This window comes from Spirosoma luteum DSM 19990, assembly GCF_000374065.1.
Lineage (GTDB): Bacteria > Bacteroidota > Bacteroidia > Cytophagales > Spirosomataceae > Spirosoma > Spirosoma luteum.
This window is the reverse complement of record NZ_KB893245.1, coordinates 296458-323375: the sequence shown is the minus strand read 5'-3', so window position 1 is coordinate 323375 and position 26918 is coordinate 296458. Positions and strand designations below refer to the sequence as shown.

25 protein-coding genes are annotated in these 26918 nt (G+C 47.9%); 10 read left to right on the top strand and 15 right to left on the bottom strand.

All coding sequences use genetic code 11. The annotated features are described in order from the left end of the window. Nucleotides 1-44: 44 nt before the first annotated feature. Nucleotides 45-962 carry a PfkB family carbohydrate kinase gene (locus B156_RS0101360; protein ID WP_018617810.1) on the top strand — a complete coding sequence of 306 codons (918 nt, stop codon included), beginning with the start codon at nt 45-47 and terminating at the stop codon, nt 960-962. A gap of 91 nt (nt 963-1053) precedes the next feature. Here the strand turns inward: B156_RS0101360 and B156_RS0101355 are convergent, their stop codons facing one another. Then, nucleotides 1054-1869 (bottom strand): ferritin-like domain-containing protein, encoded by an 816-nt coding sequence (locus B156_RS0101355; RefSeq protein ID WP_018617809.1) that lies wholly within the window; start codon nt 1867-1869, stop codon nt 1054-1056. A 14-nt stretch (nt 1870-1883) separates the two neighbouring features. After that, nucleotides 1884-2609 (bottom strand): ferritin-like domain-containing protein, encoded by a 726-nt coding sequence (locus B156_RS0101350; RefSeq protein WP_018617808.1) that lies wholly within the window; start codon nt 2607-2609, stop codon nt 1884-1886. Between the two features lie 415 nt (nt 2610-3024). Between B156_RS0101350 and B156_RS0101345 the strand changes: the two genes are divergently transcribed. Beyond that, entirely contained in the window at nt 3025-3786 is a 762-nt protein-coding gene (locus B156_RS0101345; protein ID WP_018617807.1) for an SDR family NAD(P)-dependent oxidoreductase, read from the top strand. On the opposite strand, the gene ybeY is transcribed toward B156_RS0101345, so the two are convergent. Then, a complete protein-coding gene (gene ybeY / locus B156_RS0101340; protein ID WP_018617806.1) occupies nt 3783-4214 on the bottom strand; it encodes an rRNA maturation RNase YbeY in 432 nt (143 codons plus the stop codon). The two genes, B156_RS0101345 and ybeY, sit on opposite strands and share 4 nt — an antisense overlap. A 30-nt stretch (nt 4215-4244) precedes the next feature. On the opposite strand from ybeY, the gene B156_RS0101335 reads away from it, so the two are divergent. Both B156_RS0101335 and B156_RS0101330 read left to right on the top strand, forming a co-directional pair. Beyond that, nucleotides 4245-5291 carry a zinc-binding dehydrogenase gene (locus B156_RS0101335; protein ID WP_018617805.1) on the top strand — a complete coding sequence of 349 codons (1047 nt, stop codon included), beginning with the start codon at nt 4245-4247 and terminating at the stop codon, nt 5289-5291. 238 nt (nt 5292-5529) lie between these two features. Then, nucleotides 5530-6717 (top strand): aminotransferase class I/II-fold pyridoxal phosphate-dependent enzyme, encoded by a 1188-nt coding sequence (locus B156_RS0101330; RefSeq protein ID WP_018617804.1) that lies wholly within the window; start codon nt 5530-5532, stop codon nt 6715-6717. A 113-nt stretch (nt 6718-6830) separates the two neighbouring features. Here B156_RS0101330 and B156_RS0101325 read toward each other — a convergent pair whose 3' ends face one another. The 3 genes from B156_RS0101325 to B156_RS0101315 all read right to left on the bottom strand — a co-directional run bounded on the left by B156_RS0101325 (nt 6831) and on the right by B156_RS0101315 (nt 10865). Continuing rightward, nucleotides 6831-7811, bottom strand: coding sequence for a pyruvate dehydrogenase complex E1 component subunit beta (locus B156_RS0101325; RefSeq protein ID WP_018617803.1), 981 nt, complete (start codon nt 7809-7811; stop codon nt 6831-6833). A 158-nt stretch (nt 7812-7969) separates the two neighbouring features. Continuing rightward, nucleotides 7970-10246 carry a type IX secretion system anionic LPS delivery protein PorZ gene (porZ, locus tag B156_RS0101320; RefSeq protein WP_245563657.1) on the bottom strand — a complete coding sequence of 759 codons (2277 nt, stop codon included), beginning with the start codon at nt 10244-10246 and terminating at the stop codon, nt 7970-7972. Continuing rightward, nucleotides 10233-10865, bottom strand: a complete 633-nt coding sequence (locus B156_RS0101315) for a thymidine kinase (protein WP_026260519.1) — start codon at nt 10863-10865, stop codon at nt 10233-10235. Before B156_RS0101315 ends, porZ begins: the two co-directional genes overlap by 14 nt. Before the next feature lie 154 nt (nt 10866-11019). On the opposite strand from B156_RS0101315, the gene B156_RS0101310 reads away from it, so the two are divergent. Together B156_RS0101310 and B156_RS0101305 are read left to right on the top strand one after the other, a co-directional pair. Then, nucleotides 11020-12276 carry a hypothetical protein gene (locus B156_RS0101310; protein WP_018617800.1) on the top strand — a complete coding sequence of 419 codons (1257 nt, stop codon included), beginning with the start codon at nt 11020-11022 and terminating at the stop codon, nt 12274-12276. A gap of 156 nt (nt 12277-12432) precedes the next feature. After that, on the top strand, nt 12433-14493 hold the full coding sequence (locus B156_RS0101305; RefSeq protein ID WP_018617799.1) for a ComEA family DNA-binding protein: 2061 nt from the start codon (nt 12433-12435) through the stop codon (nt 14491-14493). 4 nt (nt 14494-14497) lie between these two features. Here the strand turns inward: B156_RS0101305 and B156_RS0101300 are convergent, their stop codons facing one another. Both B156_RS0101300 and B156_RS0101295 read right to left on the bottom strand, forming a co-directional pair. Further along, nucleotides 14498-15244, bottom strand: a complete 747-nt coding sequence (locus B156_RS0101300; protein WP_018617798.1) for an ABC transporter ATP-binding protein — start codon at nt 15242-15244, stop codon at nt 14498-14500. Between the two features lie 84 nt (nt 15245-15328). After that, nucleotides 15329-16060, bottom strand: coding sequence for an MlaE family ABC transporter permease (locus B156_RS0101295; protein ID WP_018617797.1), 732 nt, complete (start codon nt 16058-16060; stop codon nt 15329-15331). Between the two features lie 156 nt (nt 16061-16216). Here B156_RS0101295 and B156_RS0101290 point away from each other — a divergent pair, with 156 nt between their 5' ends. Continuing rightward, nucleotides 16217-16894 carry an SDR family oxidoreductase gene (locus B156_RS0101290; protein WP_018617796.1) on the top strand — a complete coding sequence of 226 codons (678 nt, stop codon included), beginning with the start codon at nt 16217-16219 and terminating at the stop codon, nt 16892-16894. A gap of 124 nt (nt 16895-17018) precedes the next feature. After that, complete coding sequence (locus tag B156_RS0101285) at nt 17019-17933, top strand: ROK family protein (RefSeq protein WP_018617795.1); 915 nt, start codon at nt 17019-17021, stop codon at nt 17931-17933. Nucleotides 17934-18036: 103 nt separating this feature from the next. Here B156_RS0101285 and murB read toward each other — a convergent pair whose 3' ends face one another. Beyond that, entirely contained in the window at nt 18037-19062 is a 1026-nt protein-coding gene (gene murB / locus B156_RS0101280) for a UDP-N-acetylmuramate dehydrogenase (RefSeq protein ID WP_018617794.1), read from the bottom strand. Nucleotides 19063-19381: 319 nt separating this feature from the next. Between murB and B156_RS28720 the strand changes: the two genes are divergently transcribed. Next, complete coding sequence (locus B156_RS28720; RefSeq protein ID WP_018617793.1) at nt 19382-19774, top strand: hypothetical protein; 393 nt, start codon at nt 19382-19384, stop codon at nt 19772-19774. Between the two features lie 78 nt (nt 19775-19852). Next, on the top strand, nt 19853-20965 hold the full coding sequence (gene gmd, locus B156_RS0101270) for a GDP-mannose 4,6-dehydratase (RefSeq protein WP_018617792.1): 1113 nt from the start codon (nt 19853-19855) through the stop codon (nt 20963-20965). Nucleotides 20966-21075: 110 nt separating this feature from the next. Here gmd and B156_RS0101265 read toward each other — a convergent pair whose 3' ends face one another. The 6 genes from B156_RS0101265 to B156_RS0101240 form a co-directional block, all read right to left on the bottom strand. After that, on the bottom strand, nt 21076-22602 hold the full coding sequence (locus B156_RS0101265) for a Do family serine endopeptidase (RefSeq protein WP_018617791.1): 1527 nt from the start codon (nt 22600-22602) through the stop codon (nt 21076-21078). A gap of 184 nt (nt 22603-22786) precedes the next feature. Then, nucleotides 22787-23233, bottom strand: a complete 447-nt coding sequence (locus B156_RS0101260; RefSeq protein ID WP_018617790.1) for an Hsp20/alpha crystallin family protein — start codon at nt 23231-23233, stop codon at nt 22787-22789. A 238-nt stretch (nt 23234-23471) separates the two neighbouring features. Further along, on the bottom strand, nt 23472-24248 hold the full coding sequence (gene rnc, locus B156_RS0101255) for a ribonuclease III (RefSeq protein WP_026260516.1): 777 nt from the start codon (nt 24246-24248) through the stop codon (nt 23472-23474). 3 nt (nt 24249-24251) lie between these two features. Further along, nucleotides 24252-25502, bottom strand: a complete 1251-nt coding sequence (gene fabF, locus B156_RS0101250) for a beta-ketoacyl-ACP synthase II (RefSeq protein ID WP_018617788.1) — start codon at nt 25500-25502, stop codon at nt 24252-24254. A gap of 154 nt (nt 25503-25656) precedes the next feature. Then, nucleotides 25657-25896 carry an acyl carrier protein gene (locus B156_RS0101245; protein ID WP_018617787.1) on the bottom strand — a complete coding sequence of 80 codons (240 nt, stop codon included), beginning with the start codon at nt 25894-25896 and terminating at the stop codon, nt 25657-25659. 155 nt (nt 25897-26051) lie between these two features. Further along, nucleotides 26052-26900 carry a TIGR01459 family HAD-type hydrolase gene (locus tag B156_RS0101240; protein ID WP_018617786.1) on the bottom strand — a complete coding sequence of 283 codons (849 nt, stop codon included), beginning with the start codon at nt 26898-26900 and terminating at the stop codon, nt 26052-26054. Nucleotides 26901-26918 lie beyond the last annotated feature (18 nt).

Below are 26918 nucleotides of genomic sequence, written 5' to 3'. Positions count from 1 at the left end.
AATACACGGCACCCCTTAAACCGCTGACTATAAACCAAGCAAAAATGAGCTTATTAACCGTTGGTTCCGTTGCATTCGATGCCCTGGAAACCCCATTCGGCAAGACCGACAAAATTATTGGTGGTGCTGCTACCTACATTACTCTCTCAGCTTCGTACTTTACGAAAGACAACAATCTCGTCGCTGTTGTGGGCGATGATTTTCCACAGGCGATGATTGCCGATCTCAATCAGCATGGCGTTGATACCGAAGGGTTGGAAATCAGAGAAGGAGAAAAAACATTTTTTTGGTCGGGTAAATACCATAACGACATGAACACCCGCGATACGGTTGAAGTGCAACTGAACGTTATGGAAAATTTTGATCCAATCATTCCAGAATCATATCAGGATTGCAAATACTTAATGCTGGGTAATACGGCTCCTGCCATCCAGCAAATGGTAATTGAGCGGTTACACAAACGGCCTAAGCTCATCGTGCTGGATACGATGAACCTGTGGATTGAAATTGCCAATCCAGACTTGATGAGCCTCCTGAAATTAGTGGATGTACTAGTGGTCAATGACGAAGAAGCGCGGCAGTTAACAAAAGAATATTCACTAGTGAAAGCTGCGGCCAAAATTAAGACCCTGGGACCCAAAACGGTTATTATTAAAAAGGGAGAGCACGGAGCACTTCTTTTCAGTGAAGACAGAGTCTTCTTCGCCCCTGCCTTACCCCTGGAGGAAGTTTTTGACCCAACCGGCGCAGGCGACACTTTTGCGGGTGGTTTCATTGGCTATCTGGCCAAAACGGATGATATTTCATTCGACAACATGAAGCGTGCTATTATTTACGGTTCAGCCATGGCTTCGTTCTGCGTCGAAAAATTCGGGGCCGAGCGCATTATGAACTTATCGCAGGATGAAATCCAAGCGAGGGTAAACGAATTTGTAACACTGTCGGCTTTTGGCCTATCGTAAAGCTGGTAATAACGTTAAAAAGAGGAAGTGCCCGGAAAAATTTCCCGGGCACTTCCTCTTTTTAACGTACTGTATTTATTCCTGGCTTCTACTAGGCAAAGAAAGGAGCAACGATGGCTAATACCTGATCTTTGGTTAAAGGCTCATCGAATGACTCGGTAACCATATCCATAGTAATTGGAATTTTCAGAGCAGCATTACCTACCAGTAAGCTAGCTAAATTAGCGCCGGCCTGTACGACGTTTTCTTCACCGGCATAACTAGCATTTACAACGGCAGGAAGACCCTGCATAGCTGCGGTACCACCCGTGATCCAGCCCTTCTGACCCCGCAACTGACGTACGTTGGCTGCGTGAGCAGCTTCGGTAGCGTGAATTTGCAGCGCAACCTGTAAAATTGCTGGTGCCACCATCAGGTTAGGGGCCTGTCCCTTATACGCCCGAACGCCCGTGTCTTCGAAAGTCTGAGCAACTGCAGAAAACGTTTGGAAGTTACTAAAAACATCTGGGAAAGTACCTTTGGCCGTGAAGTCAAACTTTGGCATTGGGATAGCATCTGCGCCCAACACCGTTCTGAGTAACTTAACGTGTACCTCTTCGTGCCGACGGATGATTTCGAAAGCCTCTTTGTATATCGTCGGAATCATCGTCAGGTTACCACCTGTGTTGTAGAATCCAGATTCCAGATACTCCAGGGCAAGTGCAAAGTTTAATACATCTTTCACACCCTGTGGCAAAGCCTGTCCGTACGATTTGTTCAGGGCCGATGCCATGATGGCCGGAGCCGCTACTGCAATGGTTTTTTTCGTCAGTGAGCTGAATAAGCCCCGACGCGAGACGTGTGCAAGACGATCAAAAATCTCGCCATCCACTTTCTCTATTTCGCTAAATATGTTTTGTAAGTTCATTGGAGTCGAGTGGTTTATGATACGCTGGCTAATAGTGCGCTGGCACTGATTGTCTCTTTAATAAATTTCTGCGCAATTGGCAATACGTAGGTTGGCTCGTAAGCCTTGTGCAAGCCTGTATCACTGGTAACAATAGTTGGACCGGCGAAAGCATCCAGACGGGGATACTGCAGTTCACGGATGATAGAGTGGTGGCGAGTCTCAACCGATACAATCTTGCCGGCAAGAGTCAGATAATCGGCACTTTTCAGGTACTTGCCAGCACCATTATAAGCACCTACACCAACTAGTTCAAAATCAGCAGCAGCCTGCAATACGGAACCTTTGTCATTGAAATCAATCCCAGAGAAGTCGAAGGTTAGGTTCGGCACGAAATTGCCTACTGCTACTCTAAAAAATTCGCGGTGGATAATCTCGTGACCACCAATATCGGTGAGAATTTGCTTCTGGTTCGCAGTCATGCCCATGTAGGGTTTGGCTACAACCATTTCGTAGAAGGCAGCTTCCAGTTGCTCAAGTACATAAGCAAAAGATAAGATACCTACATCTCCAGTAGGGAGGTTGACAACATCACCCGCTGCACGGGCACTACCAGTTGGTTGAACAGAGGTTTCGTCTGCAGTAGAGCAAGCGGTCAGCAATCCACCGGTTACGGCTGCTGCTCCTGCTACCCGAATGAACGACCGGCGACTGGCCGCGGCCGAAGACACTGTATCGGGTCGGTTAGTAACTTTTTCCATTGAGCTAAAGAAGTTATGTTTTTTCTCAGTCATTTAGCAACTAAGTTTATATATATACTACAAGAACTGACATAAAGATTTTTTTTTTAACAAAAACCTATTATAATCCTAATAGAAAATTTTACCAAACAACTGATTAAAAGCCTTCTACGGCCATAATCTTCAGGAAACTTACTAGAAAAATGCAACCAGCTTTTTTAACCAATTAAGTCACTTATCAGCCTAAGGTTTCGAAATATTCTTAAATTTAGCCAGTAGCATCAAGTATTTATTATAAAAATAAGTGATTTAGTGCGGAGAAAGCCCCATAAAAAGTGGTTAATACAATTGGGAGCAGGTTAGTAATTATCCAGGCTGAATACACAATACATTAGTTAAATAATGCAGTAAGATTGCTTACACACCTCTTTCAGCAATGCCGGATTTTACGAACCAGATTGTTTTTATTACCGGTGCCGGATCAGGCATTGGTCAGGCAACGGCACTTGCTTTCGCTAAAGCGGGCGCGTCGGTCGTTGTATCAGACGTTAACCAAGTCAGTGGACCGAGCGTCGTTTCGCAGATCCACCAACTGGGCGGCAACGCCTTATTTGTGGCCTGTGATGTAGCCGTTCCTGCTCAGATTGAATCAGCCATTCGGTATACAATTGATGTGTATGGACAGTTAGATATCGGCATTAATAATGCGGGTATCGGTGGTAAGTATGGCCGCCTGATTGAACAGACTCAATCGGACTTTGACCATATCATGGCTGTCAATGTTGGGGGCGTATTTTATGGGATGCAGTACCAGATTCAACAAATGCTTACTCAGGTAAAGGGAGGGCGAATTGTGAATGTATCGAGTATTGCAGGGGTTCGCGGTATGCCGATGGGCGCACCGTACAGTGCATCGAAACACGCAGTGATTGGTCTTACCAAAACAGCGGCCCTGGAGTATGCCCGGCAGCAAATTCGTGTGAATGCCGTTTGCCCCGTTTACACGCACTCTGCTATGGTTGATGAGTTGATTCAGCAGGCACCCGCTATGGAGGAGAAAATGCGCCGGATGATTCCGATGGGCCGGTTTGGGCAACCAGAAGAGATTGCTCAGGCTATTTTGTGGCTTTGCTCGGACGAGAACTCGTTCGTTACAGGGCAGACTCTTCAATTAGACGGGGGCCTAACAGCGGGCTAAGCCTTTAGTGGGGCAGAAAAACCGGTTAGCCATTCCTCTTCTTTTGCCCTCATCTGTATGGCCTCCTCATCACTTTTGTCCCTGTAGCCGCACAGGTGCAGTAGTCCATGCGCCAGAACCCGACGCATTTCCTGCTCAGGCAACACCCTTAGCTGGCCTGCATTGTCATTCACCCGTTCTACACTAATAAAAATATCGCCGGCCAGTACACCTTCCTCTTCGCTCTGATCGAACGTAATGATATCGGTATAGTAGTCGTGCTTAAGATAATCCTTATTGACTTGCAGGATATAGTCGTCGGAACAGAAAATATAGTTTAATTCACCAATTGAATAACCTTCGCCTTCGGCCTGCCGTTTAAGCCACTGACGCGTTGGCTGCTTTTGGGCAAGTTTGTAGGATACATCCTCATTGAAAAACCGAATCATTCGCTCGTTAATTTACGCCAAAGATACGCCATGAAAGCTATTCGGCTCACCGAAACCCACCAACCCGTTCAGTATGTCGATACAGATGAGCCCACTGCCGGGCCGGGCGAAGTACTCGTGAAACTCCAGGCAGCCGCCCTGAATCACCGCGACGTTTTCATTCAGAAGGGCTTATACCCGGGTATCAAGCTACCCGTAATTCTGGGCTCCGACGGCGCAGGTACGGTGTCAGACACAGGCGAAGGGGTTGATTTATCCTGGAAAGGGCAGTCCGTCATTATCAATCCAGCGTTGAACTGGGGCCCTAATCCTACTTTTTACGGGGCTGATTTCCAAATTCTGGGTATGCCTACCAATGGCACCTTTGCGGAGTATTTGCGAATTTCTACCAACTCTATTCACCATCAGCCGAGCCATCTTTCCGTAGAGCAGGCAGCTGCATTGCCCCTTGCGGGCCTAACAGCCTGGCGGGCGTTAATGACACGGGCCGGGCTATACAGAAGTAGTGATAGTACTGATATAGCCGAAAAAGTACTTATCACGGGTATCGGCGGGGGAGCCGCTTTATTTGCGTTGCAGTTTGCGGTAGCTGCCGGAGCAGAGGTTTGGGTAACCTCCGGCTCGGATGAAAAAATTAAGAAAGCCAAAGAAATGGGAGCCACTGGCGGAGTCAACTACCGACAGGCCGATTGGCACAAGGCACTGCTGGCTCAGACAGGAACGGGAAACACAACGGGCGGCAACCGGGGTTACTTCGATGTCATCATAGACAGTGCAGGTGGACCGGGATTTGCCAAACTAATCGACGTAGCCGCTCCCGGTGGACGGATTGCTTTTTTTGGCAGTACTACAGGTAACATAACAGATATTATACCCCCCAAAGTGTTTTTCAAGCAACTATCTATTTTTGGAACTACAATGGGAACATCAGGTGAGTTTGCTGCTATGCTCTCGTTTGTAGCTGACCATCAAATTGTTCCGGTGGTTGATACGGTTATACCCCTTACCGATACTCAACAAGCCATGCAGAAGATGGACGAAGGCAGCCAACTCGGGAAAATCGTTTTGTCTATTTGATTATGATACCGTTTTAATCAATTTGAAAACATAAGGCGGTCAATATAACAAATATTCTAACATTTCTACGGGTCTGACGTAGTTATCCACAAACAAAGTGTGGATAACTATACACTTATACACATATTATACGTTGAAGACACTGAAAACAGTCGTCCATATTCCTGATTTAGAAGTTGTTATGGTAAGTGTTTTGCCAGTCAAATTTTGAATCGAGCAGCTTCTTACCTTTGCCTCTATGGTTACAAAGAAGAAGCATCCAGTGAGCCAGATTTTAGTAGAACGGTTAGCAGCGTACCAGAAAAATGGCCTTTTACGCCAGCTAAAATTAGCCCCTTACTTAACTGATTTTTGCTCGAATGATTACCTGGGCTTTGCCCGATCACCTGCACTCAAACTACTTATTCATCAGGCGCATGCCGAACAGGCAGATACCCGTAATGGAGCGGCGGGTTCACGCCTGTTGGCGGGTCAGACATTGTTGGCTCAAGAGCTGGAAGAGGAACTGGCCCAATTTTATCTAACCGAAGCTGCCCTCGTCTTTAATTCAGGATACGATGCAAATCTTGGCCTGCTGGCTTGCTTGCCGAGGGAGGGCGACACCCTGCTGACGGACGAGTTGATTCATGCCAGTATGATTGACGGAGCACGCCTTAGCTATGCAACCCGTCAGCGGTTTCGGCACAATGACCTGGCGGATGTTGAAGCCAACCTTAAAACCGCCCGTGAATCATCGAAAGAAGGGCAGGTGTTCGTTGCGGTTGAGTCCGTTTATTCCATGGATGGCGACACTGCCCCCCTGCGAGAACTAGTCGACCTTTGCGAACAGTATAACGCAGCTCTTTTAGTCGATGAAGCCCACGCAACGGGAATTTATGGCCCAAATGGCGAAGGGTTGGTCGTTGCTATGGGTTTGCAGAACCGGGTGTTGGCCAGAGTCCACACGTTTGGGAAAGCACTGGGCGTTCACGGAGCAGCCGTCGTCGGGCCTGCTGTGTTACGGGACTATCTCATCAATTTTGCCCGCACGTTTATATACACGACGGCCTTGCCTGCACATAGTCTGCTGGCCATTCAATGCGCTCATCAATACAGGATGAGTGATGCCGGTACGCAGGTTCAGCTTCAGGAACAATTGGCTTATTTTCGGCAGTCTGTCATTCATTTTTTACCCAACGCGACCTGGACAGATAGTCAGTCCCCAATTCAGTGCCTGATACTACCGGGCAATGATTTTGCCCGGCAGGTGGCCCATCAGGCTCAACAGGTTGGGCTGGATGTACGGGCCATTTTGAGTCCAACGGTTCCAGCCGGGCAGGAGCGATTACGGCTGTGCATTCACGCGTTTAACACAACGGAGGAAATAGATAAACTGGTCGCGATTTTACGGACAACGCTGGCTGGAGAGCCAATCGGACAGGACTAAACGAGACGGTTAAGTCAGGTTCTGGTACGCTCCTTACAAAACGAATCAGCCGTGCATGTTCTTTTCATGCACGGCTGATTCGTTTATGACAAACCCAATTTCAGGGGCTGTGATTACTTTTTATACATCACCGCTTCTACCGCCTGCAACGTTCGCTTTACATTGGGCAAAATAACCTCGATTAAGGTCGGAGCGTAAGGCAGGGGCAAATCCATGCTGTTGACCCGAATTACCGGCGAGTCCAGATAGTCGAAGGCATTACGCTGAATATTGTATGTCAGTTCTGACGAGATGGCAGCCAATGGCCAGGCTTCCTCAACGATGACGCATCGGTTCGTCTTCTTCACCGAATTAATAATCGTTGCGTAGTCAATCGGACGAACCGAGCGCAGGTCAATTACTTCGGCCGATACGTTATTTTTGGCTAATTCATCGGCGGCAGCGAGGGCTACTTTCATGATTTTACCGAACGAAACAATCGTTACGTCATTGCCTTCCCGAACAACGTTGGCCTTACCAATTGGAATCAGGTACTCTTCTTCCGGCACCTGCCCTTTATCACCATACATCAGCTCCGACTCCATAAAAATTACGGGGTCATTGTCGCGAATACACGATTTAAGTAATCCTTTGGCATCGTACGGGTTTGAGGGTACAACTACCTTCAGCCCCGATGTATTGGCAAACCAGTTCTCGAAGTTTTGTGAGTGCTGCGAAGACAACATCCCGGCATTACCCGTTGGCCCCCGGAATACGATAGGACAGGAGTATTGCCCGCCCGACATCGACATAATTTTAGCCGCTGAATTAATCACCTGATCGATGGCAACCAGGGAAAAGTTGAACGTCATAAATTCAATGATTGGCCGTAGACCGTTGATGGCCGAACCAACGCCAATACCAGCAAAGCCCAGTTCGGCAATGGGGGTATCAATAACCCGCTCCGGGCCAAATTCGTCCAGCATTCCCTGACTAACTTTATAAGCGCCGTTGTATTCGGCAACTTCTTCGCCCATCAGATAGACTAGTGGGTCCCGGCGCATTTCTTCCGTCATTGCCTCCCGCAGGGCTTCGCGGAACTGTATTTCTCTCATGCTGAGTGCGTTGTTTGCGTTTTGTTATTTATCCGGTCAATTTACAAGCCGGGATAAAAGGACAGAAATCCGGTCAAAATTAGGCAAAATGCCCTTATTCGTCAAATGAGTATGCAGGGCTTTCCGTTTTCTATTGAAGTTGCGCTCAGAATGAGTGTTTATCGTACTACGGCCAATTTACCCCTTACCCCTTCTGTGCCATCCGCTGTGATAACGACGACCAGATAAATACCCGTTTGGGCCTGTCGCCCTCTATAGTCAATCAGGTTCCAGGTAGCCGTCCCCCCCTGCGACCGGGCTTCGTACACTAATTGCCCTCCGGCATCAAGAATTTTGACCGTCGAGTTTTCCGTTAGCCCCCGGATGCCAACGGTTCCGTTAAAATCAGGCCGAACCGGATTGGGAAAAATTGTAAGGCCGGTTAGTACTTCGATGGGTTCAGTGGCTGCTCCCTGATACGAAACTAATCCATAAGCACGGGTATCCGTTCCGGTCTGAATGAATAGTTTTCCGCTAATTGGCTCAATCGCCAGTGCCTGTATGGTATTGACGGGTAAGGGACTGTTTTGAGCCGTGAATGTCTCCAGTAATTGAGATCCATCCGGCGCAACGAGATAAAGGCCGTTTCGGGTACCAATCCATTTCCGATTACCACCGTCCACAACAATAGCCGTAATGACTTCATTGGAGAGCAACCTACGCCGGTTCAGCAAAGGCGGCTGCGCATCAACCGTACCATCAAAGGCACTGTATGGATTATCGAATACCGTCGGGCCTGCATCTGTTCCAACCCAGATAGCCCCGTTTCGATCTTTCGCCAGGGAGCGAACGCTGTTTGTAGGTAAAGCTCCCTGCCCGGTTTGGGTTGTCAGGTAGCGCACCCGGTTGGTTGCAGGGTCAAACACAATCAGACCGTTACCAAGTCGGGGCCTTATCCACAAAAATCCGTTATCGTCTGGAACAACCTGTACAATATCGACCTGACCAATCGCTGGAAATGACTTGAACTGACCATCAGCCTGCCGACGATGCAGTGTTGCCTGCTGAGCGTTCGTTTGGCTGGTAGCTATCCACAAATTCCCATCGGTATCCGCAGCCAGACTAGTAATCAGTGGGCCTATGGTGGCTGGCAACATAACTGCCACAGGCGTTTGACCTTCGTTCTGACTCCACAACCCGCTCCCGAAACTACCCAGGTAAAGACGTTGCTCCGTGGGTAGGTAGGCGGCCGAATTGAACCCTGCTGTTACAATATCAACACGATTCCATCGCCCGGACAGGACAGAAAGGTACTCAAGAGGGACAGGCGTATTATCAGTTCGACTGGCCGCTAACGTAACAAGTGTTTGCGGGTAAGTATACAAACCGGTAAAGGAATCACGGGAAGGGCCGTCGGGTGCTATACGCTGAAAGGCACCGGCATTGCCCAACAACAACCCATTTTTACCATCGGCAACCCATACTGTATTTCCGTCGGCCACTACCTCACGCGGGTTAGCCAGTAAAGGCCCGGAAAATGACCCAATGCCCGGCAGTGTAACATCTTTATCGGTAGCCAGAATAGGGCTGCTGGCAGCCGGAAATTGGCGAATCAGCGTGTTTAACAGTGGTTTCGTTAGTACCCACTGGCCGTTTTGCTGTTCGTAAACGCCGGTACCTGTTACCGTTATTGACAGCCGCCCCTGATTCGTAACAATTGATTCAACGGAAGTAGTCGTACGCGAGCCCGGTTTGGTTATCGATTTCCAGTTGGCCGGGTCCGCAATGTTAACGTTAGGAGCAAAGCGTATGGCCTGAAGTTGTGATACGTAATCGGACGGCTGTAAAGCCCCCGTAAGTGCGTATAGGCTATCCGAAGTAGCAGTTGTCTGAAAAACAAATAATGGCAACCCATCAAGCCTTCTACCTAGGTAAGTATCCCGTACTTCACTCTTTATAATGTCCAGTACCACTATACCAAATGCGGTACTGAGGTACACCGTATTATTAATTCGATTCAGGTGATTGATACGCCGTAATTCAGGCAGATTCGTTGCCGAAACAATCGTATTCACGTTGGTCACCCCATTCGGCTCACCCGTTTCCGTAACCGCCAGAAAATCCAGATTACCGTTTTGATAAGCAATCAGTATTTTCTTCTGATCGGCGAGGTACAGGATTCGGTTAATGCCTACATCGCTCAGTCCATCCGCTTTGCTGAGCGTTGTGGTTTCGCCCGTGTTCTTGTCGTAATAGAAAAACCCATTTTGAGTAGCGGCATAAATCTTCGTGCCTACTACAGCTACCGACTGGCCGGACTGGTAGCTGGCGTGCGTTTGCCAAATACCGATTTGAGAAAATGTAATAGTCTGAATACCAAATAACAGGCAGCCAATCAGGAATAGTGTTCTATCCCTATACCGGATGATTGTGCTGCGCTGATTACAATTCATCATCCGTAACATTCTCGTACACCCATTCTTTCCGTCCTGCGTTCTCACCGAGGTTGAAACAGCGTCGGCAGCGGGCTTCGTAGCTCTCCGTTTCACCCAGCAAAACCCGTTCTTGCGATGGTACAAGCCGGTATGAGTACTGAGCCAGGTCACCACAGACGACACATATGGCATGAACTTTGGTTACATATTCGGCAACGCTCATTAGCTGGGGTATGCATCCGAAGGGGTTCCCGGCAAAATCCATATCCAACCCAGCCACAATAACCCGTTTGCCCTGATTGGCCAGACTGATGCAAACGTTAATAATGTCAGTATCAAAAAACTGGGCTTCATCAATACCTACTACATCGCAGTCACCCGCCAGTGGCAGAATCTGGCTCGCTGTTTGTACAGGTGTCGATGGAATAGTCAGGTCAGAGTGGGAAACAATGTTTTCGTGGTGGTAGCGGGTATCCAGAGCGGGTTTGAAAATCTGGATATTAAGTTTGGCAATCCGGGCACGGGTGAGTCGGCGAATCAGTTCTTCCGTTTTGCCGGAGAACATTGATCCGCAAATTACTTCGATCCAGCCCGTTCGAAGATGAGTTGGTTCGCGCCGTCGTGTAGGTTCGATAAACATTATGTAGTTGCGTCTTTGTAAAACTCATTTGATAGGTTGTCTGTGCCACTTATTACCCAGCCAGCAGGCATCCTCACTTTTTTGAACTTTATTTAATACCCAAAATGAGTTTGCGACCGAAAACTTTATCTTTACAAAACAAAGGCTTTTCCCAATGTCGAACAAGTTTAACGCCAACGCTCTCACCGAATACAGCAAGTCCTACGCCCGTCGGATTGCGGCTGATTTTTATCAGCAGCACACAGCCATAAATGGGCAGCAGCTTATGGCGCTTACCCCTATTAGTCAGATTAATTTTCTTATTATTAATAGCTTGTCAGACAAGTGGCAGGCAGATACGGCTAAATTCCGTAGTCCTTATTTCGATTTTACGGCCGCAGAGGTGCAGGAATCCTTACAAAGCTTCATGAACGTGGTATCTCAGTACATAGCTGTTCGGCGCGAACATCTGGAACCACTACTGGCTGATGCTACCCGCCGTACTATCACCCTGATATTTGACCCGCGTGCTTATTTTGATGATGTACTTCGTAGCCAGCTTGATTTTACCGTCACAATCGAAGCCCTCCGCCAGATAACGCGGTACACAAAAATAAATCAGTTTATCCCGACTCACATTACACAACGCACCAATGGCAAACCGTTCGTTTACGTGAATCAGGCGCTTATTTATCTGGATGAAGCACTAACGCAGAAAGGTCATGAACTGGAGCATTACGATAAGTATGTTGCGCTGTTCTCGGAGAAGTTACCAATGGATGTATCGGCCCTGTTGCGGAGTCATGTACCTGACAATATTCCAGCGTCTCCGGTACGTTCCTTTTTCGATGCTGCGATTGAAACCGCTATTCCACCCGCTCCCCTGGTAGTAGAATCAACAGCCGCAGTTACCACGCATACAATAGCCTCTAAAGCTGATTTAGCCCCTGCTTCTGTGGTTGAAGAAACCTCCAGCGTCACAGGCGCGAAATTTTTGGGTGGCCACTCCGGTCCGGAGCCGGTCGCTCCAATCAGCCAACCCTCGCAGCTGGAAACGGGTGCTATCTCGCAGCCGGTTGTAGAAGAAACAGCACAGCCCGTTGCCGTGGTTGATTCGCCCCCCGTTCTGAACGATACGCTACGGGAAGCTGGTGCCGGGGATTCCGATACAGTTGCCGAAAAATTCCATCGGGCACCCATCGAGAGTGTTGCCCGGAGCATTTCGCTGAATCAAAAATTTAGGTTTATCAATCAGCTTTTCAACGGCAATTCAAGCGCTTATAATCAGGCCGTTGAAGAAATTGACACCCTGGATAACTACGGGCAGGCGCTCGACCTGGTTTCTTACCGCTATGCCTCTCAGTATCTGTGGGATATGAGCAGTGACGAAGTCAGTGAATTGGTCGAAATTCTGAAGCGAAGGTTCGCTTAGTTTCCCCTTTCGTCGTTTTTTTTCTCTTTGGTGGTATCCTTTTTGTATTGATTCCGTCAAATAGCCGCTTATGGCATGCAGTTGATTAGGCTGCTTGCCATAAGCGGCTATTTTATTTAGACAGACAAGATCTTGCGAACGGTTTACCTGCTCACGATGGCTGGCTTCTTTATGTCGTTTGCCGCTCAGTCGCAAACGACTATGCCTTCGCGTCGGGATGCCGATATCAGTAAGTATTTACAGGACCTGTTTCCCGTGCAAACGGAGGGTATTGATTACCAGGCCGTTTATGATGCACTGACCCAACTCTACGCCAGTAAGCTTGATCTGAATAAGGCAAGTCGGGAAGAATTGGAAGCTACGTATCTCCTCTCCGAACGTCAGCTAAGCAATTTAATGAGTTACCGTACAGAACTGGGCGATTTACTATCAGTTAACGAACTGCAGGCAGTACCCGGTTTTGACTTACCCACTATCCGGCGGTTGCTCCCTTTTGTAACGGTTACCGGTACTCCGGGTTTATTTGGTGCGTTACCAACCCCAACGGATAACTACCTGATTGTGCGTTACGAGCGGGTAACTGAAGTCCAGAAAGGATTTACGGAAGCCACGCCCGACAAAAAAGGGAACCTGCCAACGCGTTACCTCGGAGACGCCGGACAGTGGTACGCCCGCTACCGATACAGTCGGCCGCGCGCTTTTAGCATCGGGCTAACGCTGGAAAAAGATCCTGGCGAACAGGTAAACTGGAACCCTTCAGCCAATCGCTACGGAGCGGATTATATTTCCTTTCATGCTCAGGTTCAAAACCGGGGGCGCTGGCGGAATATCCTGCTGGGGGACTATCAACTGCAAATCGGACAGGGATTGGTGCTGTCGGCGGGGTTCGTGCTGGGGAAAAGTGCCGAAACGGTGCAGACCGTTCGTCGTCCCACCCTGGGTGCCCGGCCCTATACCTCCCTGACCGAGTACGGTTACTTTCGGGGTGCTACGGCAACGTATGCTTTTAACAAGACGCTGGATATTACACTCATGGCATCCCGAAACCGGCGCGATGCGAATATTGTACCGGATAGTCTGGGTAAGGGAACCCTCTTCAGTTCACTGCAAACATCCGGGCTTCATCGAACAAAATCGGAAATTGACGATCTGGGGAGTTTACTTGAGACCAATCTGGGTGCGCATGTGCTCTATCACAGCCAAAATCAGTTTCAACTTGGTTTCACAGTACTGCAAACAACGTTCAACAATTATTTCCAGAAGCGGGATCTGGCCTACAATCAATACGACTTTACCGGAAGGCAAAACCTGGTTGCCGGCCTGCATGGGAGTTACATCTGGCACAACTGGAATCTATTTGGCGAGGTAGCCCATAGTAGTGGCTCCGTCAAAAATTCGGGGGGTATTGGTGCGGTAGTAGGTGCCTTAGCCAGCATAACCAAAAAAGTAGATATAGCTCTTCTTCTCCGCCATTACGACCGCAATTTTCATAGTTTTTACGGGAATGCATTCAGCGAGGGGAGCCGCAACAACAACGAGTCGGGGGCTTATCTTGGCCTGAAATACACCGTTTATCGAAAAGTGACGGTAGGCGGATTCATTGATTTCTATAAATTTCCGTGGTTGAAGTACCTGGTTGACAAACCATCCGGCGGTTTCGACTACCTGCTACAGGGCCGCTATACCCCCAACCGCCAAACGGCGTTCTACGCAATCTACCACGAAGAGCATAAGGAGAAGAATCTGACCATTGGCAAGGTAAAAGATGTTGTCGGTACAACGCGCCGTAGTTACGCGCTTAATGCAGACTATAAACTCATACCGGGTTTATCGCTGCGTTCGCGAGTACAGTGGGGTAGTTTTGGGTATGCAGGCCAATCGGCTTCTCAGGGATTTGCACTGGTGCAGGATGCTACATTCGATTACCGGCGACTGAGTTTGAGCGGACGGGTAGCATTGTTTGGTACGGATAACTATGACAGCAGGCAGTACGTATACGAGCGGGATGTACTGTACGCGTTCTCATTTCCGGCGTACTTCAATCATGGTGTCCGCCATTATTTACTGGCGCAATACAGGCTGAGCCAGCAGTTAGATATATGGGTACGCTGGGCCAGAACGGACCTGACCAATCAAACCACCGTTGGTTCTGACCTCGACCAGATTAGTACTCCGCACAAGACGGAAGTAAAGATTCAGGCACGCTGGCGTTTTTAACCAGTCACTTCTCCATTTCCCGAATCAGCTTATTGGCATTGATAAACTCATTCAATTCGTCTATATGAGAATGGGTTAGTGTACCGCTATTACCCTCCCAGAGTTTTTTTCCCTTGTAGAGAAACATGATTTTCTCCCCAATCTCCATCATGGAATTCATGTCGTGGGTAATTACAACGGTAGTGATCTTAAACTCCTCGGTAATTTCACCAATCAGTTCGTCAATTTTAGCCGATGTTAACGGGTCAAGTCCGGAGTTTGGCTCATCGCAGAATAGGTATTTGGGGTTCAGTACGATAGCCCGGGCTATACCGACGCGTTTTTTCATCCCACCGCTAATTTCGGATGGCATCGAATCCTTTGCTTTTTCCAGACCGACGCGCTTCAGACATTCCATTGCCCGGTCTAGCTTCTCATTCTCCGGCTGGTCGGTGAGCATATCGAGTGGAAACCGAACATTATCCAGTACCGATTTTGAATCGAATAGTGCCGACCCCTGAAACAGTACCCCCATTTCCCGCCGGATGGCCTTCTGGTCATTCAGCGAACTGGTCAGGAAATTTCGACCATCGTACATTACCTCACCCGAGTCCGGTTGGACCAGACCAATCATACACTTCAATAAAACACTTTTCCCCGTGCCGCTACCGCCAATAATCAGGCTCGTTTCGCCGGGTTTAAACTCTCCTTCAATACCTGACAGAATTTGACGGTCATCGAAGGCTTTTGTTATGTTTTTGATCGTAATCATAATGTAAAGAGTGAAAAAGTGAGAGAGTGAAAGAGTGGCAGATGCGTCCGTTTTCGCTTTGTCACTTTTTCGCTCTTTCGCTCTTTAAGTTAGTAGCATCTGTGTCAGAACGAAGTCGGCGGCTACAATAGCAATACAGCTATTGGTTACGGCCGCTGTTGAAGCAGCACCAACTTCCAGCGCCCCACCCCGAACCTGATAGCCCTGATAAGCCGAAATCGTTGAGACTAAAAAGGCAAACACGACCGTTTTAATCAGTGCAAACACAACGCCAAACGGCTTGTACTCGAACCGCAAACCCGATACATATTCTTCCGGCGTAATTACCCCCGCCAGCGTACCCGCAATGTACCCACCCAGAATGGCCAGAAAGCCTGCCATAATTACCAGCAGTGGAAACATAAGAACAGAGGCTATTACCTTAGGCAAGATGAGGTAGGAGCTGGAGTTAATTCCCATCACCTCTAGGGCATCGACCTGCTCGGTAATGCGCATAGTGCCCAGTTCACTGGCAATATTGGAGCCTACTTTTCCCGCCAGAACGATGCATGACAACGTCGGCGCCAATTCCAGAATGGAGCTATCCCGTACAATGAGCGCAATGATATTTCGGGGCACGAAGGGGTTTGTCAGGTTGTACGCCGTTTGTACGCAGGTAACGGCCCCGATAAACGTATTGACCAGGGCTACAATAAAAATAGAACCGACACCAATGGAGGTGCATTCGTCCAAAATGAGTTTCAAGTAAACCCCAAGTTTCTCCCGATTGCGGAAGAGAGTACCCAAAAAAAGAAAGTAATTGCCTATTCTTGACATAAACTGGTAGCGAAACGGATAGACCGCCCCGCCGATGTACAGCGGATGATAGTCCTTCGGAAGAACCCCCGGAAAGATAGAATGGTTTCTGATGTAACTTGCGCAGCAGGCAGAAGGCTATCCGTTTAGATTTCTATAACTACAGCTATCAATTTAATGAATCCACTAATCATTGTAACGGGAGGCACTAAAGGTATTGGACGCGCCATAGCAGACCGGTTCATTGCCGCCGGGTTTGACGCGGTTATCTGTGCCCGTTCCGTTGAGGATGTACCCCCACAGGATGCTATATTCCCCGTGGCGGCTGACCTCTCTACCCGCGCGGGAGTTGATGTGTTACTTGCCTATATTCATTCATTGAAACGACCGGTTGATGTACTCGTCAACAATACAGGTGTCTTCTTGCCCGGCCAAATTCAAAATGAAGCAGAGGGAACGTTCGATGTAGTGATGAATACCAATTTAGGTAGTGCCTACCATCTGACGCGGGGCTTACTCAACGGCATGATTACCCGTCGGCAGGGCCATATATTTATGATGTGCTCAACGGCCAGTATCACACCGTACACCAATGGCGGCTCTTATTGTATCTCCAAATTTGCCCTGTTGGGCATGAGTCGTGTGCTGCGTGAGGAGCTAAAGCCCCATGATGTGAAAGTAACCGCCGTTTTGCCGGGTGCTACGCTCACTGCCAGTTGGGAAGGGACCGACTTGCCGGAAGAGCGGTTCCTGAAGCCTGCCGATGTGGCCGATAGTGTATGGGGGGCCTATTCACTTTCCCGCAGTGCCGTGGTGGAAGAAATCCTCATTCGTCCCCAACTAGGCGACATTTAAGCGTATTTACCCACACGAATAGCGACTGATGATAATTCACTACTGACTCTTTTGTATCTTGCGCCCAGCTTTATTATTCCTGAACGCTGCTAAAATTTCATTATTAAACTGACTATAACTACGAATGGCTTCCGTTGAGTATCTGGGTATTGACGTTGGAGGCACGAACGTCAAAATGGGTATTGTCGATGCCAATACTGGCAAAATATCTAACTTTTATAGTCATGACACGATTAGTTGGCGTGAGTCGGGCCATTTTATTGATCGCTTTGGCGATGCGGTTTCCTTACAACTATTGAGTCATAAGGATATAAAACAGGTGGGTATCGGGCTTCCCGGTATGCTCAATCGCGAACGAACGATTCCGCTCGAGATTACGGCTATTCCGGAAATCAATGATATTCCCATGGTCGACTTACTTAGTAAGCGTTTTCCGGGTACTCAATTTTTTCTGGCCAATGATGCGAATGCGGCCGCTTTGGGTGAGTATTACTTTGCCGAAGAAAAGATTACGGAAAACTATATCTTCATTACCCTCGGAACGGGGATAGGCGGGGCGGCTATTATCAATAAAAAGATTTTTACGGGGGGCGATGGTAATGCCATGGAACCGGGTCATATCCCATCCCGTAATGGCCGGGTGCTGGAGCGGAATATTGGCAAGGTTGAATTGCTTCAACTGGCCAACGAACGCCGGACAGCATTTAAGGGTGAAACGTCGTTGCCTGATGACGGGCATATATCCACAACAGGTCTGGTAGCAGCTGCCGCCGAGGGGGATGAGCTGGCCTTACAAGTATGGGGCGAGGTAGGCGAAATGCTCGGCGAAGGGCTGGCCGCTCTTATTAAAATACTCGATATAAAGCAGGTGTTGATTGGTGGTGGACTATCCGCTTCCTTCGACTATATTATGCCCTCTGTCAACAAAACCCTCGATTACTGGCTCAATGACTATTACAAGAATGGCCTGAGCATTAAACGGGCTACCCTTGGGAATGACGCTGGTTTACTTGGCGCAGCTTCGCTCTGCTTCGAATAAAGCCTTATAATTCACAACAATTAAAAGTCTTCGGTGGCTGACGCGCTATTATTGCTTTCGGTCAGCCACCGGAGACTTTTAATTGTTGTGGCACTACGACTTTTCAAACAATGTTCACTTCGGGGGAAATCAGAATGCCGAAGGTTTCCAGTACAGACTGCTGTATTTGCCTGGCGAGCGTCATAATCTCGTTTCCGGTAGCATTATCATAGTTAACCAACACCAGTGCCTGTTTTGTATGGACCCCTGTATCGCCGGTTCGGTATCCTTTCCAGCCTGCCTGTTCAATGAGCCATCCCGCCGGTATTTTTACTACATCATCACCAATAGGATACCCTGGCAACACTGGGTATTTAGCCTTCAGACGCTCAAACTGTGGTTTTGGCACCTCAGGATTTTTGAAAAAACTTCCAGCATTACCAATTTCGGCAGGGTCAGGAAGTTTGCTGCGCCGGATATGGATAACGGCTTCGCTGATTGCCTTAATCGATAAATTATCGTCCGATACCCCCATTTCGGCCAGCGTTTCTCTAATGGCTCCGTAGCGAGTATGAAAAATAGGCTGCTTATCAAGCCGAAAAGTTACATTGGTAATGATATACTGATCCCTTAGCTCACGCTTGAAGATGCTTTCCCGGTAGCCAAATGCACAGTCGGCATAGGAGAAAGTCCGTTTTTCGCCCGTCTGTATATGTATCGCCGTTAGTGAGTCAAACACCTGTTCCAGTTCTACGCCATAGGCCCCAATATTCTGCATGGGTGCGGCACCTACCGTTCCTGGAATCAATGATAGATTCTCCATACCAGCATAACCATGCTCTACGCAAAACATAACCAGTTTATGCCAGTTCACACCGGCTCCAGCCGTTATATAGGTATGATCATCATCGGCACGGATTACCTCAATTCCCTGGATGTTAACGTTGATAACTAAACCGTCAAAATCCCGGCACAAAAGAACATTACTCCCCCCGCCCAAAATCAGCTTGGGCGTATCCACAAAGTCGGTCAACTGGAGTAACGTATGGATATCTTCTTCGCACGTAATCTCAACCCAGTACCGTGCCTTAGCATCAATACGAAACGTATTATAGGGTTTGAGTGATACATGGCTTTCTATGTTCAACATGTCTTATGGACGATGAAAGTCAAAATTAACCAAAATTTGGAACGGCCTGATAAGTTGAATCAGCAGATTAACGTATTATAATCCCAAAACGACTATTTTTGTACGCTATCGAATAATGCTTATGACCGGCAGATTGTGCGGATTTTTACTACTCACGGTACTCCTTATTAGTGGTTGTGCAGGCAGTCGTTCTGTATCTTCAGGTCGTGGCTCAGTTACTGTCGATTACAACAGTTATAATGAGGATCTCTCTTCGGTAAGGCCTGTTTATAACTCAGTCCCCCCTGCCCCGCCCGCAGTCAATCGTCCACCGGTACCCGTGCCCGCTCCAGCAACGACGCCCCGCAAACCGGATACCCGTAAAACGACGGCCCCCGTAGAAGCACTCCACATCAACCGCAAGCTCGACATGGCACTTGATACGCTAGCTGATGAAAACCGTTCTATCCGCTATGCGCCGGGTTACCGTATTCAGGTTTATGTAGGAACGCAACGTCAGCAGGTTGAAGATGCCAAGTTGCTTATTACACAAAATTTCCCCGAACTGAACCCTTACCTGAGTTATAATCAACCAACCTATAAATTAAAGGTGGGTGATTTTATGCGTCGTTTAGACGCAGAACGCTACTACTCGGCCATTCGCCGACTAATTACGTCGGCGCAGTTACAGCCCGATAAAGTAGATATTCGACGCAGCCTATTGATAAAGTAGTTTATAAATTCCACTGGTATACGTTAACTTTGCCTGGTTAAGATAATTCAAAGCATTGGTATTGACCTGTTTAAATAAATGAAAAAAGCACTAATTACCGGCATTACCGGGCAGGATGGCGCCTATCTGGCCGAATTACTGTTGGAAAAAGGATACGAAGTTCACGGAATCAAACGTCGGAGTTCACTCTTCAATACGCAGCGTATTGACCACATGTACGAAGACCAGCACGAAAAAAACGTACATTTCATTCTCCACTACGGCGATTTATCTGATTCGACCAATATCATCCGCATCATCCAGGAAGTACAGCCCGACGAAATTTATAATCTCGGTGCTATGTCCCATGTGCGGGTGAGTTTCGATGAACCAGAATATACTGCTCAGGTAGATGGTATCGGAACGTTGCGTATTCTGGAGGCTGTTCGTTTGCTGGGCCTTACGGAGAAAACCCGCATTTATCAGGCTTCGACATCTGAACTATACGGCGGTGTGCAGGGCCACGCCCAATCAGAAACCACCCCATTCTATCCACGCTCACCCTACGCTGTAGCCAAATTGTACGGTTACTGGATTACGGTCAACTACCGGGAAGCGTATAACATGTACGCCTGTAATGGGATTCTGTTCAACCACGAGTCGCCACTTCGGGGAGAAACCTTCGTGACCCGTAAAATTACCCGGGCCGTATCGCGTATTGGGTTGGGGCTACAGGACAAGGTTTATCTGGGAAATCTCGACTCCCTGCGCGACTGGGGTCATGCAAAAGATTATGTAGAGGCAATGTACCTGATTCTGCAACAGGACAAGCCCGAAGACTACGTGATTGCAACCGGCGTTACAACCAGCGTACGCGATTTTGTTCGGATGTCCTTTGCCGAGATTGGCGTTGAACTCAGCTTTAGTGGCGAGGGCGTTTCGGAGGTCGGAACCGTCACAAGCTCAACCAACCCTGAGTTCCCCGTAGAAATAGGGAAAGCAGTCGTTTGTATCGACCCACGGTATTTCCGCCCAACAGAAGTGGACTTGTTGCTTGGCGATCCAACCAAAGCAATGACCCAACTTAACTGGAAGCCAAAGTATGATTTGGCAGCCCTCGTGAAAGACATGATGACTGCCGATATTGCACTGTTCCAGCGCGACCAGCTTCTGTCCAAGAGCGGCCATCAAATTCTGAACTATTACGAGTAGTCTCACTCGTTTACCTACGTAATCAGGGTCGTTTTACATCAAACAAAAAAGGGCGGTCAGTTTAACTGACCGCCCTTTTTTGTTTAGTTGGATCGAAATGAATTGATCCGTTATATAGGCACTGCGTAGTAATACATCCGCGAACTGTTAGGATACATACCAATGAGCATCAATCCTTCACCTTCTTTCACGGACGACATAATTGCCTGAAGCTCTTTTGTCGTTTTAACGCTTTTACCATTTGCTTTCACAATGATAAACCCCTCTTCCACGTCCGTTTCAGCCAGTTTGCCATCTGTAATTTTCTTCACCCGAACGCCACCGGTGATACCAATTTGTTTGGCATCCTGAGCAGATAGTTCTTCAAACTGGGCACCCAGGGAGCTCAGCGAACTTGTATTAGCAGCCGTCACGTCTGATTTTTTGATCACATCACGACCACCATTCCGGTTGCGCAGTTCTACTTTAAAGTCTCGTTCGGTACCGTCCCGGTTGACCGTCACGGTCACAATGTCACCAGGACGACGACGACCAATGATTTCACGCATCTGAGCATCTGAATCGAGCGTCTGTCCTTCCATTTTCACGATGACATCACCCTTCTTCAAACCAGCTGCTTCAGCAGCACCTTTTTCAACGGCTTCCTGAACGTAGATTCCGCGTCCTACTTTCACGTTTTTCTCTTTCGCCACTGTACTGTTAAGCTCAATGGGGAGAATACCGATGTAGCCCCGCTGTACATTACCATACTTGAGCAGATCAGCCGACACTTTCTTAACAAGTGATACTGGCACGGCAAAACCATATCCGCTGTAATAACCTGTTGCGGAGGCAATGGCCGAGTTGATACCAATTAGTTCACCACGCAGATTTACCAGCGCACCACCCGAATTGCCCGGATTAATAGCAGCGTCCGTCTGGATAAATGCTTCGACCGGCGAATCAGGTTTTGGATCAGTTTTGCTGATGTTTTGATCAAGGATACCAATTTTGCGTCCTTTAGCACTCACAATACCGGCTGTAACCGTCGATTCCAAATCGAGTGGATAACCAACTGCCAGCACCCACTCACCTAATTTCAGCGCATCTGAGTCGCCCAATGTAATAGCAGGCAAATTGTTAGCATCTACTTTTATAACGGCCAGATCTGTTAGAGGATCCGTGCCAATTACTTTGGCTTTAAAGCTACGTTTGTCGGTCATAATGACCTCAACTTCATCGGCATCCTGCACAACGTGGTTGTTGGTAACGATGTAGCCATCTTTACTGATAATGACACCCGACCCGGATGCCTGCCCCTGCTGGCGACGTGGCTGTTGCCGCTGCCCACCAAACTCATCGCCGAAGAACTCCCGAAAAATATCAGGTACCTGCTGCTGCTGACGAACGGTGCGGGTCATGGTTGTACGAATGTGAACGACCATTGGTGTCACAGCTTCTGCCGCGATGGAAAAATCGCCTGGTGTAGCAGTCGGCCCATTCGGCATAGAGGCCAGTCGGCCCATGATCGTTGGAGTTGATGACGATTCGTTAAAAATTACGTCCCGGTTATTGAAGCCCAGGAAGTTGTAAGCGGCCAGCGTGACCACGCTCGAAAGAAGAGCCATCAACGCCAATAGTTTCCAGTTGCTTTTCATGATTAAATGGGGAAAATCTAATTTACTTTTTGTGTATTTATAGGTATAACGGAAAGTGGCTTCCTAAAAATTCGGCGGGTATCTATCCTTAACAAAATTTAACAAGGCTTTGTTGGGCCAAAAAATACCAACAAAAAGCCCGCGAGAAAATCCCTCGCGGGCTTTGCACTAAGTTGTTGTCCGCCTAGTTACTAATTTCAATTTGACGCGGAGGCTTTACCTTAGCTTCCCCCCGCTTAGGGAGTTCAATGGTTAGCAAACCATCGGCATAAGAAGCCCGGATGGCATCGACATCTACTGATGTCGGCAAGGTGAACGTCCGTTGAAACGATGAATAATTGAACTCACGGCGCGTGTATCGCTTGTCTTCTTTGTCCGACTCTTCTTTGGCCGTTTCCTGCGAGCCTGAAATAGTGAGGTTATTGTGATTCAGGTTCAACTTGAAGTTTTCTTTGTTCAAACCAGGTGCGGCTACTTCAATTTGAAAACCATCTTCATTTTCTAAAACGTTCACAGCTGGAACATTACTGAACGAAGACACGCTCGTGTTAAAAAGATCGTTCATGTCGCGACCGAAAAAGTTCTCGATCAACGATGGTAAGTTGTTGCTCGTGCGCATTAACGGATTCATGACTGTTCGTTTGTTTTATGTTAATAATGAGGTTAATTAACTTGTACTCATTATTTATCAAACCTTATGCCAACCGGCCAGACACGCTTTGTGTCAGCCATTTTGTCATTTTCTGTACCGAAATCTTGATTGATTCAGGTCATTTTGACCTGTTTGGTAAGAATACACTGTCCCGAAATGAGTATTCGGAAAGGAGAGAAGGCCGTTGCGTACGAGTTGGGGCGAAGAAAAGAGAAACCTACTGGATAGTCAGCATCTCGAAGGCTTTCTCGGCAGCAGCCTGTTCAGCTTTTTTCTTGCTGTAGCCGCTACCCGTGGCAAAAGGTTCATCGTCGACCATAACCTGAGAAATAAACTCCCGGAAGTGGCTATTTCCTTTTTCGGAAACGATCTCGAACCGTATTTCTTTCCCGGCTCGCTGCGCCCACTCAATCAAGCGACTTTTGTAGTTACCGTTATTCTGTACGACGGAATCAATATCATAGTGGGCCAGCAGGTCTTTCAGGATAAACCGGCGTGAAAATCGGAAGCCTTTGTCCAGGTAGACAGCTCCTACCAGCGCTTCAAGCGCATCGCCGTACATAGATGTACGGGCGGGCATACTGCGTGTTCGGCTACCATCGTATTCGATAAGCTGATCAAGACCTATTTTACGAGCTATACCATTCAATGTCTCCCTATTTACAATTCGGGAGCGGATTTCCGTAAGAAACCCTTCGTCTTTGTAAGGATATTTTTTAAAGAGATATTCTGCGATAACCATGCCAAGGACGGCATCGCCCAGATACTCCAATCGTTCGTTCGACTCCCGAAATCCTTCAATTGCCGTTTCCCTCGATGCAGAAGTGTGTCGTAACGCGAGATTATACAGGCCCAGGTTAGATGGTCTGGACCCAATAATATGCGCTATGGAGCGACGCAGGTTTTTGCGTAGATCATTGTTACGAGCCGGATCGCCGGACCGCCGAAACCAGTCTAAAGGATTAAACAAACTACGAGGCAGAGCGCTTTGCACGGCTCAGCTAGGTTTACGGAAAATGACAATAGCATTGTGCCCCCCAAATCCGAAGGCATTGCTCATGACAGTCGTTATCGAACGTTCCTGAGCTGTATTAAATGTTAGATTGAAGCGCGAATCAATTTCATCGTCGTCGGTGAAATGATTTATGGTTGGTGGCACCAGTTGGTGTTCCATCGCTTTAATACAGGCAATTGCTTCAACGGCTCCGGCAGCTCCGAGCAAATGCCCGGTCATTGACTTGGTCGAGCTAATATTCATCTTGAATGAATGCTCACCAAACAACTGATAAATAGCTTTGAGCTCCTGCGGGTCACCTATCGGTGTAGACGTACCGTGCGTGTTAATGTAGTCGATTTCTTCGGGGGCAATTCCCGCATCGTTGAGGGCGTCCTGCATGCCCAGAAATGCGCCTAATCCATCGGGGTGTGGTGCGGTGATATGATAGGCATCCGACGACATCCCACCCCCAATTAACTCCGCATAAATCTTGGCTCCACGGGATTGAGCATGTTCGTATTCTTCCAGAATAAGGGCACCTGCTCCTTCGCCCATAACAAATCCATCCCGGTCTTTATCATAAGGGCGGGAAGCGGTTTCCGGGGAGTCATTGCGCTCCGACAAAGCCCGGTTGGCATTAAAACCACCAATACCGGCTTTTGTCACGGCAGCTTCGGAACCGCCCACCACACACATGTTCAGGCGCCCTAAACGAATATAGTTCAATGCATCAATAATCGCATTGTTCGTGGAGGCACAGGCCGAAACGGTAACGTAGTTTGTTCCCCGAAATCCGTATCGCATCGAAATTTGACCCGATGCACTATCAGCAATCATGCGGACGATGAAAAAGGGATTGATTCGGGGTGTACCGTCACCTTTGGCATAATCAATCATTTCATCCTCAAACGACTTGAGTCCACCGATACCCGACCCCCAGATGACACCGACCTTATTTTTGTCGATAGCATCAAGATTCAGTTCCGCATCCTTCACCGCCTCTTCCGTAGCAATCAGGGCATAATGGGTAAAAGCATCCATTTTGCGCGCTTCCTGACGGGGAATATACTGGGTAACATCTACCCCTTTTAATTCGCAGGCGAAATGCGTACGAAATTTACTGGCATCGAATTTTGTAATGAGGCCGGCACCGCTCATTCCAGCGGCTAAGTTACTCCAATACGTGGGTACATCGTTGCCAATGGGTGTCAAGGCACCAAGGCCGGTCACTACTACTCTTTTGAACGCCATACAGCTTTACTGCGTCATGATTAACGAAAAGCTAATGCCAATTTTCTACTGACTGGCACTGACTTTTCAGCCACTTACTAATTCCCCTGAACGATTAGTGCGTTTGCAGATTGGACCTACTAGCGAAATAATCGTTCAGAGGTACTACTACCATTTATTTACCAATGTGTTTTTCCAGGTATTCGATAGCCAAACCAACCGTTGAGATTTTCTCAGCCTCGTCATCAGGAATAGGTAAATTGAATTCTTTTTCAAATTCCATAATTAACTCGACGGTATCGAGCGAATCGGCACCCAGGTCATTTGTGAAACTTGCTTCTGGGGTCACTTCTGATTCTTCGACACCCAATTTTTCAACAATGATATTCTTAACTTTTTGTGCAATGTCCGACATTTTAGTAGTCCGTTGTAGTTAAAAAACTGCGCAAAGAAACGTATTTACGTTTGTATTATCAAACAATTTTTTAGGGGAAAAATCGCTATTTCATACCCACCAATTATACATAACCAGCTATTTTTCAGCGCATTAACGACTGAATGGTAACTATTTTAGCGTATTACAACTGATTTACAAACATAGGTGGGAATGATACCTGTGCTTCGAATTAGTACCTCGGCATCCTGAGCCTGCGTGTTACCGGTCAGAACAAGAGCGGTATCCAGACCAAATTTATTACCCCCCAAAATATCGGTTTTCAGCGTGTCTCCAACCATCAGTATATCCCGCTTGCTGATATGCGCTGCATTTTCCAATCGTTCATAAGCAAACATAAAAAGCTGGGCATCCGGCTTTCCGAAACGGATAAATTGCTTCCCAACAATTGTTTCAATCATTTTAGCCACGGCACCGATTGCAATGGAAATACGGGTTTTCGATACCGGATAGGTAGCATCTGTATTAGCCACGATGACTGGTATATTCCGCTTCCTAAGTAAGTTGACGGTTTTGGTCAGGTCCGTATTCCAGTCGAAGCCTTCGTCGTCCAGCAAAACCAGCGCATTGATATCCGATACATCTTTCAAATCAACCTGGCTGATAGGCAACGTTTTAACGCCCGTCGTTTCGAGGTAATGAGCGGATTTCTCCGTCCCCAAATACGCTACCGTACCGTTATGAACCTTCAGGTCCAGATACTCCCGCGCCAGCATACCCGACGATATAATTCGATTAGCGGTGACGGCCGATAATCCCTGGTTATTATACGATGCCGCCAGTTCCTTTGGCCCTCGGGAGGCATCATTCGTTAAAATATAAAAATCTTTGCCTGTTTCCCGTAACCACTCGAAGGTAGATGCAAGTCCCGGAAGTATGCCTTCGGAGTTTTTGAGAACCCCGAAGGCATCGAAAAATAGTACTTTGTAATTAGTTGCTACGGTTTTAAAATCGGAGAGCTGCATGGGGGAACAAGTTAATGA